Here is a 14,935-nt window from a genome sequence, read left to right as displayed (position 1 = left end):
ATTTTTAATTAAGTTATAGGTAGGGATAAGCAAAAAATGGATAAAACATAATACAATTAAACAACAATATAACGCATGACATACGGTGCACTCGCATTAATCCCACCACTGGTTGTAATAGTACTGGCAATTGCCTTAAGGGCATCGTTCGAGGCCTTACTGCTGGGTTGTATTGTGGGTTTTATTATCATCGGTTATCATGATCACACTAATTTTTTCAGCGATTTTATTGCCACCTTTTACAAGGTAATGAAAGACGACAGTACCGTTTGGGTGATACTGGTTTGCGGCCTGTACGGCTCATTGATAGGCCTCATGGTAAAAAGCGGCGGTGCTATGAAATTTGGCGAAGACGCCCTCAAATACATCAAAACCAAACGTGCGGCACTTTTTGGCACCTGGTTTTTAGGTTTATTTATTTTTCTGGATGATTACCTGAGCGCTTTAACCGTAGGCATCACCATGAAAAAAATAACCGACCATTTTAAGGTATCGCGCGAGTATCTCGCTTATATTGTTAACACCACCGCGGCTCCCTGGTGCGTTATTGTACCACTTTCCACCTGGACGGTGTTTATCGGTTCTATACTCGAAAAATGCAATTTCGCTGCTCTTGGGCAAGGCAACCATGTTTACCTTTCGGTTATTCCGTATGTTACGTATGGCTGGGTATCGGTGTTCATGATCCCGCTGGTTATCATGGGGTTGGTGCCGATGATCGGTCGCATGCAAAAGGCCGAAGCCCTTTCGTTGAACAATGTGGTAGCCCTGCCAACTGATACCGAAGAGATCAATATCCAGGCATCGGGGTTCGGGAACGGCAAAAAGGCCAGTTCCATGTATTTTATTATCCCCATAGCTATAACACTCATCTGTACTTTTTTAATGAACTATGATGCACTTAAAGGCATTATGATAGGTGTGGCATTTACCTTTGTGTATTACCTTATTATCAAACTGGGCACCTTTCAGCAATTGAGCGAAACCATTTTTTCGGGCTTTAACAGTATGGTTTATGCCTTGGCCCTGGTAGTGATGAGCTATATTTTGAAGGATGTGGGCGATAAAATGGGCTTAACAAGCTATGTCATCAACGGCGTTAAACCCTATATCAGTAAAGAGCTTTTGCCGGCCATTATTTTTCTCTCTATCACGCTTATCACCTATACAACCGGTTCATCATGGGGGGTATACGCGGTGGTTATCCCTATTGTTATTCCGCTGGCGCATACGCTTGGGGCCAATGTACTGATAAGCGTTGGCGCGGTAGTAAGCACCGGGGTAGTGGGTTCAAATGCCTGCCTGTATAGCGATACCACCATACTTACATCGCAAAGTACCGATATCAGCAACCTTAAACATTCGTTTTCGCAACTGCCTTATGCGCTTATCGCGTTCGCAATATCAACCATTATTTACATTGTTATGGGTTATACCATTGCTTAGCCATTAAACATCATGACAACAGAAAAACCTGCATATTACGAAGTTTTACCCAGCGGACTGGTTGTGCAAAACACCCGCACCGAACACGTAAACCAACTGGAAGAACTGCAGAAAATAGTATTCCCCACTCTATCGGCCAACGAGCATATCAGGGCGGTACACTACCTGCGCCACCTCGAAGTTTTTCCGGAGGGGCAATTTGTGATTACCGACCAGGACGAGGTGATAGGCATGACCAGCACCATGCGTACCGATTTTGATTTTGCCAACTATCACCATACCTTCAGCGAAACCATCGCCGGCGGCTGGCTCAGTAACCATAATCCCGATGGCAACTGGCTTTACGGCCTTGATATGGGCATCCTCCCATCCTACCGCGGCCAGGGCCTGGCGCGCAACCTTTACCGGGCCCGCCACCACATGGCCCGGCAGCTCGGCTTAAAAGGCCAGCTTACCGTGGGGATGATGAGCGGCTACGGTGCTGTTAGCCAACAAATAAGCGGCGAAACCTACTACCAGCAACTACTGGAAGGCAAACGCAAAGACCCAACCCTAAGCAAACAAATGAAAATAGGCTTCGAACCAATAGCCCTGATGCCCGAACACGTAAACGACCCGGTTTGCGGCAATTACGGGGTATTGATTAAGCTGGATATTGAAAAAGTTGTCTGAATCAGAATTTACAGAATTTTAGAATGCTCAGAATTAGAACAGATAGATTCTGTTAATTCTAAAATTCTGTAAATTCTGATTCAGACAAAAAATCGGTGTAATCAACAACTAATCGGTGTAATCCCAAAAAATTAACATGAAACACATACAATTAAAAACAGCATTACCCGGCCCAAAAAGCCTTGAAATATTGGAACGCCGGAAGAATGCCCTGCCTGCGGGACTGGCGAAATCGACAGAGGTGGTAGTTGAGCGCGCTTCGGGGGCTTTGGTTTGGGATGTGGATGACAACCAGCTTATTGACCTGGCGGGCGGCATAGGCATGATCAATGTGGGGCATTGTAATGATGCCGTGGTTGATGCCATAAAGGCACAGGTTGACAAGTATATTCATACCTGTACGCTGGTTACCACCATGGAACCTTATGTAGAGTTGGCCGAGCTGCTGAACGATATCACTCCCGGCGATTTTAAAAAGAAAACCCTGCTGGCCAATTCAGGATCGGAAGCAGTGGAAAATGCCGTAAACGTGGCAAAATATTATACCAAACGTAATTCGGTACTGTGTTTTGAGGGGGCTTATCATGGCCGTACACTTTTAACTTTAAGCCTTACCAGCAAATACTCCTTGTTTAAAAAAGGAATGGGGCCCTTTGTATCTGATATTTACCGCATCCCCGCGCCTAACCTGTACCGCAAATTGCCGGGGATGACCGATGATGAATATGTACAGTATTGCATCAAACAACTGGATATTGCGTTTATTTCGCAGGTTGATCCCGAATCGCTGGCGGCAATAATTATTGAGCCTGTTATGGGCGAGGGCGGTTTTATACCTATGCCTAAAGCCTATCTGCAAAAAATACGCAAGGTATGCGATAAATACGGTATTGTGATGATTGCCGATGAAATACAATGCGGGGCCGGGCGTACTGGAAAATTTTATGCTGTAGAGCATTTTGATGTGGTGCCGGATGTGGTGGTGAGCGCCAAATCGATAGGTGCAGGCATGCCCATCAGTGCAACTACCGGCAGGGCCGAAATTATGGATGCACCACATCCCGGCGGTGTGGGCGGCACTTATGGAGGTAGTCCGGTAGCTTGCGTGGCTGCTATCGAGGCTATTAAAATTATTAAAAGCGAAAGCTTCCTTACACGTGTTAACCAGGTTGGCGAACTGATGCGCAGCACGCTTGAAAACTGGAAGAAAAAATACGCTATTATTGGTGATGTAAGGGGCCTTGGAGCTATGCAGTTGGTTGAATTTGTGAAAGATCGCGACAGCAAAGACCCGGATATGGATGTAACTTTAGAGATTATCAGGGATGCGGTAAGCCAGGGCCTTATCATGATTCGTGCGGGCTTGTTCAGCAACTGCCTGCGTTTGCTGCCCCCCATTGTAATTACCGATGAACAATTAACCGAGGCCCTTGGCGTTTTGGAAGAAGCCATTAAACGGGCGGATGATAAAAGAAAATAAGATGGACGGGGACCAATCAATACCAGCAGATTTTTCTTCCCTCAAAACAGGGAGCGGGGATCTGCTGATCTATAATGCTCGCATTTTATCATTTCAGGATGGATTTGACAATAATGCTTATGATACCCTTGCCATAAGCGGTAACCGTATAAAAGCAATTGGGCGATTTGGTGATTTGCAATCGCTCATCCAGCCTGGCACACAGGTGATAAACGCATTGGGCAAAACGCTGATGCCGGGTTTGAACGACAGCCACATTCATATCTGGAAAGTAGGCAATCTGAAAACCTACATGCTTGATGTACGCGGAGCCCAAAGCCTTGATCATTTGCTGCAAATGCTTGCCGATTATGCTCTGCAATACCCCGAAGCAGCATGGATAACCGCACGGGGTTTTAACGAAGCCGCATGGAAAAACGGGCAGATCCCCACCAAAACCGATCTGGATAAGGTAATAAAAGATCGTCCGGTTTATGTTATCCGCACCTGCGCGCATATTGCCGTTTGCAACAGCAAGGCTTTGAAGTTGTGTAATATAACAGCTAATACTCCGGTACCTGATGGCGGCGTGATTTATCAAGGTGATGATGGCAAACCCAACGGCATTTTCTCCGAAACAGCGCTGGGCCTCATCACCAAAAATATCCCGCCCTATACCAAAACCGAGCTAAAAACGATGGTGCTTGCCGCCCGTGAAGAACTTTACAAATACGGTGTTACCTCGGCTACCGATCCCGCGGTTGATCCTTTGTTACTGGATACCTATTATGAAATGCATCGCGAAAACCGGTTAGGTTTCCGGCTTAATGCAATCCCCATAATTTTGCCCGATGGCGGCGACCAGCCTTATCCCATTCCCGATTATTACACGTCGGATGAATTTAATGTAAATACCGTTAAATTTTTTTCGGACGGGGGGCTGAGCGGCAAAACGGCTGCGCTTAAACGCCCTTATAAAAACTCGGCAGAGCAGGGTGTTTTACGGCTAAACAAGGATCAGTATATTACCCTCGCCTCGCAGGCATCTGCAAAAGGCCTTAGTATTGCCACCCACGCTATTGGCGATGCCGCTATTCAATTTGTTATTGATAGTTATAAGGAATTAAAAAAGCTGTTTCCTGATATTAAAAACCGCATAGAACATCTTGGTTTACCCGAAACTAAGCATCTGGAGGCAATGCACAAGTATGAGATAGCCACCTCCATGCAAAGCATTTTTATCAGCGAGCTGGGCAAAAATTTTATTAAATATCTGGACGAGGACTATCTTAACCGATGCTACCCGGTTAAATCGGTCATCGATAACAACATCTTAATGGCCCTGTCATCGGACGCCCCGGTCGTAAAAAACCTTAATCCGTTTAAAGGTGTACAGGCAGCCGTTACCCGAACAGACGATGAGGGCAGCATTATAGCCGCCCACGAAGCCATTACCGTGGCCGAAGCGCTGAAAGCTTATACTTATAATGCCGCCTTGATTAGCAAAACGGAACAAACCGGCAGCCTCGCAGCAGGTAAATTTGCTGATTTTATTGTACTGGACGGAGATCCTTTAAAAATCTCGCACGAGCAACTCAATACCATCAAGGTTAAACAAACTTTTGTTAACGGGCAATCGGTTTACAGTGCATAAAGCCATCACATACCCGCTTGTCTAACGCTATCTATTTAGTACCCGATGGCTTAACCAATGGCTGTCCATCCTTAACCGGTACGCCAAAATTTGGCGATCCATCCTTATTCCAGCTAAACTTTTGGGCACGCGGCGAGCGTTTATTACCGCAGCCCTCGTTAGGGTTTGAGTTGGCATGATAAATAATCCAATCCTCCCTCCCATCCGGCGATTTAAAGAATGAATTATGCCCCGGCGCATACACACTATTTTCGGGCGATTGTTTGAATACCGGCTGATCTGATTTTTTCCAGGAAGCAGGATTTAACAGATCACTGTTTTTATCGGCGGTAAGCATCCCCAAAGCATAAAAATCAGTCCAGCAGCCGCTGGCCGAATAGATGAGGAACTGTTTATTGCCATGTTTTAATATTTCGGGGCCTTCGTTTACGCTAACGTGCGTCAAATCACCGTCGCGCAAATCACCGTTAGTTTCCCAGGTGTAAGTTGGGCTTGATACTTTTACACGCTCGCTGCCAATGGTTAAAGCATCCTTCATTTTTGCTATATAGATATTCTGCTGCCCGTTATGGTCGCCTTCCCAACCCGACCAGATCATGTACCAGCTGCCCTTGCTTTCAAACACAGAGGCATCGATGGCCCATTTATCGGTGCTATCAGCTATTTTACCTTTAAACTCCCAGGTGCCCTGAGTTGGATCTGCTGATGAATTTTCAATTACATAAATGCGGTGATTGTTGTTATCGCCATTATCGGCAGCAAAGTATACATACCACTTGCCATTTATAAAATGCAACTCAGGCGCCCAAAGATCCCGTGAATAAGCCATACCCGCGGGCGGCGACCAAACAGCTTTTTTAGGAGATGTACTTAAAGCGGTAATATCCTTTGTTTTCCAGATCACGATATTACCTCCGGTCGAGTTGGTGTAATAATAAAATCCATCTTTTTGAATAACCCATGGGTCGGCCCCCGAAGGCATTAAGGGGTTGGTGAAGGTTTTACCCGTGGTAGTTTGGGCTATAGTAGTTCCGGAAAATAAAAGCAACAGCAGGCAAACGTTAAACAGTTTTCTCATAGCGCTGAAAGGTTTTAGCTTGGTTTATAACAGCGCTAAAAGTGAATAAAAGATTTTAGAAAAGCAACAAATGTTATAATTACATTTATTAAACATTTTATTCGGAAATGACTGAGATAGGTTTAAAGTTGTTATTGCAACCCCGCCGTCATTGCAATAACAACTCAATTATACCTTTATAATTTGTTTAGCCTTAACTTCTAAGCCTCCTACCTCTGCGATGAAGCCCTGATAAAAACCTCGGTGGGCAACACTGCAGTTTCAAACTCGGTTACCGGGTACCTGCTTTCAATAACGCTGATCAGCATTTCGGTGGCTTTTTTGCCCATTTCAAAGCCTGGCTGATATACCGAGCTTAGCGGCGGGTTTAAAACTTCGGCCAGTTGGGTATTGGTAAAGCCCAGCAGCGCAATATCTGCAGGAATTTTAAAACCTAATTTATGCAAAAGAGATAATGTTGTGGTGGTGATCCTGTCGGATGCCGTAAAAATGGCATCGGGACGGTTCTCGTTATGAAATAATTCACCCAAGGCGTTCTCTATTTCGTTAAGATCCTTACCGCCATGAGGGCAGTATTTAATCAGCGTTTCATCATCTTTAATATTGTTCTGCGCTAAGGCTGCGCGATAGCCTTTTAAACGTTCGGCAGTGATGGATACATTGACCGAGCTGGTGATATGCGCTATTTTACGGTAGCCGGCATTAATAAGCTGGGTTGTGGCATCATAAGCACCTGTATAGTTATCGGCCACTACCTTATGTGTGTCAATTTCATCGCTTACCCTGTCAAAAAAAACTATAGGCAAGCCTTTGCTATGGAGTTGTTTAAGATGATCGATATTTTGAGTTTCGGTTGAAAGTGAGATCAGCAGCCCGTCGATAGAACGGAATGTAAGGTGACGAACGTTTTGCATCTCCAATTCGTACGATTCGTGGGTTTGGGTAATTATAACATTATAGCCCCTGCTGTGTGCAACCGATTCGATCCCGTTAATTACCTGCGAAAAAAACTGGTTATCGATAGTGGATACCACAATGCCTATCGATTTGCTGTTGCCCTGCTTCAGGCTCTGCGCGTTAAGATTAGGCTGATAATTAAGCCTCTTGGCGCATTCCAACACCAATGCCTTGGTTTTTTCGCCAATTTCGTGACTATCTTTTAACGCCTTTGATACCGCGGATGGTGAGATGCCCAGCTCTTTAGCAATATCCTTTATAGTAACCCCGCCAAAATTCATTTCTTCCCTTACTTTTCTTAATTTGTTAACCCGGTTTTATATCGGATAGTAAACATAAAAAAAAATAAGAGCTATACGCAGAAGGATGGATTATTAACGCAGAAATAATATTGATCAGGCAGTGATTTCGTTTATCAATTCACCACAATAATAGCCATACCATCGTGCTCTTTAGTGCCTACTGTTTGCATAATGGTTGCTGTTACCTGTTTATTGGCGGCAACAGCTTTGTTAAAACGCTGTACGCCGGTAACGCGTTCGTCTTCGTGAGTATCTTCAAGCACTTTACCCTCGCAGATCACGTTATCGGCCACAATCAAAGTACCCGGTTTTGACAGTTTTAGCGCCCATTCAAAGTATTCGGTATAAGGCGGTTTATCGGCATCAATAAAAATCAAATCAAAAGGGCCTTCATCTTCGGCATCAAGTTCGGCCAGGCTATCCATCGCCTTGCCCACTTTAATATCGACGACAGGATCCAAACCTGCTTTAATAATGTTCTGGCGGGCAACATCGGCATAGCTTTGCTCCAGTTCGAGGGTGATGAGATGACCATCATCAGGTAGTGCACGGGCCAGCCAAATGGTGCTGTAACCGCCAAGCGTACCTATCTCCAATATCTTTTTTGCTCCTTTTAAACGAGCGAGTACCTGTAGAAATTTACCCTGGTTAGCCGAAACATTGATGGCCGGAATGCCTGCATCCTTCATCGATTTCAGGGCGCTTTTCAGCACTGCATCCTCGCCGCCAAGCAGGTTGCTTATATATTGATCAACAGATTCAAAAAGTGAAGTATCCATAAGTTTATTTTTTTGGTGTGATAAAATTATATAAAACCAATCGGCATTTATTATAAAATCAGCCAATAAAGCTTTAAGCCTTCCGCTTTCAGCTCAAACAAAACTATTTACCGAAAACCACTTTACCGCCGGCAATGGTCATTGCTACTTTAATATCATAGATTTTTTCAGGATTGACGGTTGTGGGATCACTATCCAAAACCACCATATCGGCCAGCTGCCCGGCCAGCAGCTTGCCTTTTTTTCCTTCTTCAAAAGTAGCATAAGCGCCGCCATAAGTATAGGCTTTAATCGCTTCCTCGGCATCAATGCGCTGGTTTGCTCCTATCACTATGCCGCCATCTTTGGTTTTACGGTTAACCGCGCTGCCCAAACGGATCATAGCCGGATAGGGTGAAATAGGCGCATCCGAATGCAGGGCGTAGGTGATACCCATATCCGTAGCTGTTTTTGTTGGATGCAGCATGCTCATGCGTTTCTCCCCATAAACCTGCATTTTATCGCCAAGTTCGTACATATAGCAATGAAACACGGGGACAATACCATCGGCTTTGATCTTATCCAAAATGCCCTGGTTGGTGATACTGCAATGCTCAATACGGTGGCGGGCTGCGCCGCGAGGATAAGCTTTCTGCGCTTTTTCGATAGCCGAGATCACCATATCAATTTCCCTGTCGCCGTTGGAGTGGCAGGCAATTTGCAAACCGGCTTTGTGAATGGCCAAAAACAAGCTATCCAGCGAAGCCTGGCTGCGCGCCGGCGGAATACCATAGTAATCTTTTTTGCCAGTGGTTGGGTTGATCATATCATAAGGCTCATACAACCAGCAGGTTTTACCGCTCAGGGAGTTACCATGTACCACCTTTACGCCTTCTATGCGTAAATGATCGGTGTTGCTGCGTTTTATTTTTCCGCTGATGAGATCGGCGGCATAAGGTGTGCCCATCAATACGTTAAAACGCATTGGGAAACCTTCGGCTACCAGTTTACGGTAAACCACCACTTTTTCTGGCGTTGTCCAGGCGTCGCCAATGCTGGTGACGCCACTTGCCAAAACCTGGTTAAAGTATAGCCGGTAACCCTCCATTTCTTCAGCAGCGGTAGGTTGAGGCGGGTATTTGATCTGTTTTGATTTATGCAGATAGGAAGCGGCTACCTCCTTGCAAATACCATCAGGGCGTTTACTATTGGGATAACGTTCAAAAGCACCACCAGCCGGATCGGCAGTGTTTTCATCAATGCCATTCATTTCCATCAACATTGAATTAGCTGCCGAAAGATGTCCGCTCACATGCGAAATAATAATAGGATGATCAGGCGTAGCTTTATCCAGACTATCGCGGATAGGTTGACCGCCCAATTTAGTTTCGTTATAGCCCACTCCTCTTATAAGCATTCCTTTCGGGGTAATAGCCGCTTTGCGCTTAAGCAACGCAATGAGGTTTTTCATTGATGTTACCGTATCAAGCTTAAGCGTGGCGTAAGGCTTATCAAAAGTATATAGCGGTGCCGGGTGCTGGTGCACATCATTAAAACCGGGCATTACGGTTTTGCCTTTTAAATCGATAACTTTTGTTTGTTTGCCAATGTATTTGCTGATGGCTTTTACCGGGCCTTCGGCAATAATCTTATCGCCGGCAATGGCAACGGCCTGCGCACGGTCGCCTTTTTGTTTTAGGGTAATGATGTTACCGTTGGTTAACACCAGGTCGGCCTTTTGAGCGAAAGCGTTAAAGCCAAACAGCAGAAAAAACAAAGCGTAAAAATATCTCATGATCAATAGTTTATAGTTAAACAAAAAGCAAGGGAACAGCCTCGATTGTAAATTGTTCCGGATCAAACACCATAACACCGTTATTGAAACTGCTGCGGGCAACACAAGGGCCATAGAGCCACTGTACCTGATTGGCCAGGCGATATTTGCCAAAGGGGTTGCGCTCGATATGCTCATCATTACAAATGCTCACACCCTCAAAATGCATGTGACCGCTAAAGCCGGTACGGCAGCCATTTTGTTCAATGAAGCCTAAATGCTCATGGTAAGCCTCGGCTACCTGCGGAAAACTGGCTTTTACGCCATGCAGATCGGGATAAGCAAAGTGCGAGAAGAATACTTTATGCCCGTTAAAATCACGGACAGCAAAATCAGGAACTGATTCGAGCCAGGCTTTATCTTCTCTCGTCATGAGGGCGTTGAGCTGTACTTCTTCAAAAAGCAGCACCCTGCCATCGCTCCATTTTTTGCGTTCAAAAAAATCAAGCTCATACCAGTTTTCCGGGAAACCAAGGCCGCCATCATATTTGGGGAGTTTTTTAACCTGGTATAGATCATTATTGCCGATGACAACCGTACTGCAGTTAGCGCGGATCATGGCGATGCACTCGTGGGCACTGCGAGTATCTAAATAGTAATATGTATTTACCCTGTACCCCACAATATCCCCAAGACAAATCACCTCGGTGCAACCTGCTTTTTCCAATACATCAAAAGCTTTCTGTAACGCTATGATATCTTCATGGATATCGCCTAAAATACCTATTTTCATTTTTGAGCTTAGCTTTTTGAGCTGAAAGCATAAGGCTTAAAGCCGAAAGCTTTCCTCTCCCGCTTTTATAATTTTATACGCCGGTGTTCAGCGTGTTCAGTTCAATTCGCTCGGCAGTTAGTGGTTGTACAGTTGTGCTGTAATCTGCCTTGTATTTAATAATACCATCCACTAAAGCATATGATACCGCGGCGAATGATTTTTCGCTGCTGAATGCTACCAGATCGGCTTTTTTGCCTACCTCTATACTACCGGTTTCGGCATCAAAATTCAGTAGCCTTGCCGGGTTAAGGGATACCATGTTTACTGCTTTGCCGGGGCTGATACCGTTTTCAATCATTTTAACCACACTGCCCAGCATAGTTGGGAAATGGTAATCACTACACAGGATGTCGCAAAGATCTTCGGCAATGGCATCATGGCTTGATAGGTTACCGCAATGCGAGCCACCGCGGTAATAGTTAGGCGCGCCAAGGCAAATCCACAAGCCAAGTTCCTTTGCTTTACGGGCCGCTACCAAAGTGGTTGGCATTTCGGATAAGGTGGCACCATAATATTTGCCTTCCTCCACATGCTCAACTGTGGTATCATCATGGCTGCCAAGGATGTATTTATCTTTAAAAGCTTCGTAAATCTGTGCGCGGTTGTTGATCTTACTGGTTTTATCAATTTGCTTTTGCAGCTTCTGCATGGCTTCTTCGGGCGTAATGCCGAAGGCTTTGGTGCGCAGCTCAATCTGCTGTTGTATAGTATATTGCCTCTGGCCGGGGATATGATCGTTATAGATAACCATGTACAAACTTTCCAGCTGGCGCATCGGCTCTAAATAATCTAACAACCCTTCCGAATTTGGGTCGATCCGGGCATGCAAAAAATGGCGCACCAGTAAGGAATGGCGGGTAGCATCAATTTGTTTTGAAAGTTCCATCGCCTCGGCAAGGCTACGGTTTTTCTCTTCGTTATCAGTAAAACTCACCGCGCTAAACACCGTGGTAATACCACAAGCCGCCGCACGGGCATCCATAAAATGCAGTGCGAAGGGTAATGGGAAACCTGCGCCTGAACGTGGGTATAACTCTTTTTCTAAATAATCGGTGTGAATATCTATACAGCCCGGAATAAGCCATTGCCCTTTCAAATCAATACCTTCTGGGTAATATTTATCTTTTACTATTTCGGAGATAATACCGTTTTCAATGATCACCGAACCGGTAAAATCTTCGGTTGGGGTTACAATACGCGCGTTGGTGAGCAGGTGCGTGTTCATTTTTATGGGTATATGTTATGATGGGTAAAAATATAGGGTGATTGTTAGCGGGAGGTTAGGGAGGGGTGAGCAGTTGATTGGGTTGATTAGGAGAGTGGTTGTGTTTTTAGTGAATGGTTGATTGAGTGAATGGTTAAGGATGGCATAGCGGCGAAGTTGTCTGAACTCGAATTTGGGGGAATTAATGAATTAACAGAATGCTAAGCAAATTCGAAAAATTCAAATAATTCCCCCAAATTCGAGTTCAGACAAAACAACCACTCACCTAATCAACCCAATCAACCACTCACCTAAAAAATCAACTCAACTTCCCATCACCCAAAATCTTCATCCTTAGATAATCAGATAGCTTTTCAACCAAAATCACCAATACAACAATGATGGTAACAAGTGCCATCACGTCTTTATAATGCAGCACGCTTTTGGCCATTTGCAACTGGAAGCCAATACCACCTCCGCCAAAAATGCCCAAACCGATAGCGGCCCGTATGTTCACATCAAAAGCATACAAAAGGTTGGCAATAAATGATGGCATAATTTGCGGGATAATGGAATACCTGATTACCTGCAACCTGCTTGCCCCTACCGAAAAAATGGCTTCTCCGGGTCCGGCTTCTACATTTTCGATAGTTTCTGTAAAGAGTTTGGCAAATGAGCCTATCGTAACCACAACCAGGGTTAAAACTCCCGAAAAAGATCCGGGGCCAACGGCTATTACAAATATCAGTACCACAACCAATGCCGGCACCATTCTTAATACAGATACAAACACCTGTGTAATAACGCGCACGGCTTTATAAGGCATTGTATTGGTTGCCGCCAAAAAGGCAAGTAAAAAAGCAATGATGCCGCCATACAGTGTACCCAAAAAAGCCATCGACAAAGTTTGCAGGATAGAAAGGCCTGTTGAAGTATTTTCATACAACATTTGATAATTAGGCATAAACATCTCGCCAAGCAGATCCCGCACAAAATGAAATTCGGTAAAAAACATTAGGGGATTAAAATTGAGATAGATACAGGCCAAAAGGATAAAAATGGCCGACACCATAAAAATTGTGGCCTTTTGCCTGTATCGTTTGGATGGCATAATGATTTCAATCGTACTCATTGCAAAGCTCCCTCTACTTTAAACTTCTTTCTTAATAAATACGATAATCGCTCAGTGCCAAATATCATCACAATAACTACGATCATGGCTGTAAAAGCACGGTGATATTGAAGCATGCTGAAAGAATAGTCGAGTTCATAGCCTATGCCCCCGGCACCTATCGCTCCCATTATCACCGAAAGGCGGATGTTAATCTCTAACCTGAACAACGCGTATGAAATAAGATTTGGGATGATTTGCGGTATCACCCCAAACCAGATGATCTGCATTTTATTGGCTCCCAACGACTCCATCGATTCAATAAGCACCGGATCTATCTCCTCAATAATATCAGCCAGTAGCTTGCCCAGCATCCCTATACAACCTAAAGATAAAGATATAATACCTGGTGTTGCCCCTAAGCCAAAGGCGGCAATCAGTAGTAACAGGATAATAATTTCAGGAACCGAACGCTCCAGCGCAATAAGCACACGGGCGGTATTGCGCACCCATTTATTTGAAATATTTGAAGCAGCCAGCATGGCAAATATCACCGAAAGTATGGTGCCAAATACAGTGCCCAATAAAGCCAGGAGCATCGATTGTAGCGCGGGCTCAAGCATATCTTTAAATGCCGTCCAATCCGGCGGTGCCATAAATCTTAAAAAGGCGAGACCTTTTAAAATACCTGTACGCAATTTGAATAAAGTAGCATCGCAAACAAACGAAGCACCGGCCGTTACTATTATAAGCGAGATAAGCGGGAGCACAAATTTGCGGTACCGTTTAAAACTGTAGGTGTTTTGTCCTATTATCATATCCTTACTATTTCGGGCGTGGATGCAATGTGCTCGTGCTGCTCTATCTGGCTCAGTTCTTCACCGTAAATATCTGCAAGCGTTTGATTCGATAGCTTAGGGTCGCCATCGTAAGTAACCTGGCCATCCCTTATGGCGATAACGCGTGTGCAGTATTTGGCCGTCATCTCGGGCTGATGAAAAACGCCTACTACCGGAATATTTTCTGATAACGGGCGAATCAACTTCATAATCACCTTGGCATTACTCGGATCGAGATTGGAAATAGGCTCATCAGCCAACAACAAAGTAGGCGATTGGAATATGGCCCTTGCTATGGCCACCCGCTGCATTTCACCACCGCTTAAACTCCCCGTACGGTTTTGAGCCAAATGCGCCATCTTCACTTTTTCCAAAGCCAGCAAAGCTTCTTCAGCTTCCTTATCAGTAAAACCATAAATAAGGCTGCGCAAAGTGCTGATCTGGCCCAATCTACCAATCATCACATTCTCCAACACCGAAAGGCGTTTCACCAAATGATATCCCTGGAAGATCACCCCTATCCGCTCACGCACATGGCGCAGTTCTTTCTTACTGATCTGGCAGATATCGTGTTTTTTGCCCTGCTCATCCTCCACCAAAACTGAACCCGAATCAGGTTTTAGCAAACCGTTCAGGCAGCGCAGAGTAAGCGTTTTACCGGCCCCGCTCGGTCCCAGGATACCTACAAACTCTCCCTTTTTCACTGTAAAATCAATGCCGTTTAACAGTTTCCTACCGTTGGGTAATGTTTTGGTCAAACCTTTTACTTCAATCATCGTGCTTTGTTTTTAGTTCATGGTCGATAGTCCATAGACCATAGTTTATGACTCTTATAGTTAACCTTTT

Annotated in this window: 13 protein-coding genes; 4 read left to right on the top strand and 9 right to left on the bottom strand. The window is 44.8% G+C overall.

Annotation, left to right across the window (positions count from 1 at the left end):
- The first annotated feature begins 75 nt into the window (after positions 1-75).
- From HYN43_RS03865 to HYN43_RS03850, 4 genes are all read left to right on the top strand, one after another.
- Positions 76-1,446, top strand: coding sequence for a Na+/H+ antiporter NhaC family protein (locus HYN43_RS03865; RefSeq protein WP_119408205.1), 1,371 nt, complete (start codon positions 76-78; stop codon positions 1,444-1,446).
- A 12-nt stretch (positions 1,447-1,458) separates the two neighbouring features.
- Complete coding sequence (locus HYN43_RS03860) at positions 1,459-2,118, top strand: GNAT family N-acetyltransferase (protein ID WP_119408204.1); 660 nt, start codon at positions 1,459-1,461, stop codon at positions 2,116-2,118.
- A gap of 136 nt (positions 2,119-2,254) precedes the next feature.
- Positions 2,255-3,598 (top strand): aspartate aminotransferase family protein, encoded by a 1,344-nt coding sequence (locus HYN43_RS03855; RefSeq protein ID WP_119408203.1) that lies wholly within the window; start codon positions 2,255-2,257, stop codon positions 3,596-3,598.
- Positions 3,582-5,231 carry an amidohydrolase gene (locus HYN43_RS03850; protein ID WP_119408202.1) on the top strand — a complete coding sequence of 550 codons (1,650 nt, stop codon included), beginning with the start codon at positions 3,582-3,584 and terminating at the stop codon, positions 5,229-5,231. Before HYN43_RS03855 ends, HYN43_RS03850 begins: the two co-directional genes overlap by 17 nt.
- A 31-nt stretch (positions 5,232-5,262) precedes the next feature.
- Here HYN43_RS03850 and HYN43_RS03845 read toward each other — a convergent pair whose 3' ends face one another.
- The 9 genes from HYN43_RS03845 to HYN43_RS03805 all read right to left on the bottom strand — a co-directional run bounded on the left by HYN43_RS03845 (position 5,263) and on the right by HYN43_RS03805 (position 14,865).
- Entirely contained in the window at positions 5,263-6,309 is a 1,047-nt protein-coding gene (locus tag HYN43_RS03845; RefSeq protein ID WP_119408201.1) for a glycoside hydrolase family 43 protein, read from the bottom strand.
- Between the two features lie 209 nt (positions 6,310-6,518).
- Positions 6,519-7,547: a LacI family DNA-binding transcriptional regulator gene (locus HYN43_RS03840; RefSeq protein ID WP_119408200.1), complete on the bottom strand. Its 1,029-nt coding sequence runs from the start codon at positions 7,545-7,547 to the stop codon at positions 6,519-6,521.
- Positions 7,548-7,681: 134 nt separating this feature from the next.
- The gene (locus tag HYN43_RS03835) at positions 7,682-8,347 is read right to left on the bottom strand and encodes an O-methyltransferase (RefSeq protein ID WP_119409242.1); all 666 of its coding nucleotides are present in this window, start codon (positions 8,345-8,347) and stop codon (positions 7,682-7,684) included.
- Between the two features lie 103 nt (positions 8,348-8,450).
- On the bottom strand, positions 8,451-10,121 hold the full coding sequence (locus tag HYN43_RS03830) for an amidohydrolase (RefSeq protein WP_162996302.1): 1,671 nt from the start codon (positions 10,119-10,121) through the stop codon (positions 8,451-8,453).
- Positions 10,122-10,137: 16 nt separating this feature from the next.
- Positions 10,138-10,893 carry a metallophosphoesterase gene (locus HYN43_RS03825; protein ID WP_119408198.1) on the bottom strand — a complete coding sequence of 252 codons (756 nt, stop codon included), beginning with the start codon at positions 10,891-10,893 and terminating at the stop codon, positions 10,138-10,140.
- Positions 10,894-10,966: 73 nt separating this feature from the next.
- Positions 10,967-12,160, bottom strand: a complete 1,194-nt coding sequence (locus HYN43_RS03820) for an alpha-D-ribose 1-methylphosphonate 5-triphosphate diphosphatase (protein ID WP_119408197.1) — start codon at positions 12,158-12,160, stop codon at positions 10,967-10,969.
- A gap of 298 nt (positions 12,161-12,458) precedes the next feature.
- Positions 12,459-13,271, bottom strand: coding sequence for a phosphonate ABC transporter, permease protein PhnE (gene phnE, locus HYN43_RS03815; RefSeq protein ID WP_119408196.1), 813 nt, complete (start codon positions 13,269-13,271; stop codon positions 12,459-12,461).
- A complete protein-coding gene (gene phnE / locus HYN43_RS03810) occupies positions 13,268-14,068 on the bottom strand; it encodes a phosphonate ABC transporter, permease protein PhnE (RefSeq protein ID WP_119408195.1) in 801 nt (266 codons plus the stop codon). The genes phnE (HYN43_RS03815) and phnE (HYN43_RS03810) overlap by 4 nt, the downstream gene beginning before the upstream one ends.
- Complete coding sequence (locus HYN43_RS03805; protein ID WP_119408194.1) at positions 14,065-14,865, bottom strand: phosphonate ABC transporter ATP-binding protein; 801 nt, start codon at positions 14,863-14,865, stop codon at positions 14,065-14,067. The genes phnE (HYN43_RS03810) and HYN43_RS03805 overlap by 4 nt, the downstream gene beginning before the upstream one ends.
- Between the last annotated feature and the right edge of the window lie 70 nt (positions 14,866-14,935).

This window comes from Mucilaginibacter celer (genome assembly GCF_003576455.2).
GTDB lineage: Bacteria > Bacteroidota > Bacteroidia > Sphingobacteriales > Sphingobacteriaceae > Mucilaginibacter > Mucilaginibacter celer.
The sequence above is the reverse complement of the archived record's forward strand: the minus strand, read 5'-3'. Positions and strand labels throughout refer to the sequence as shown.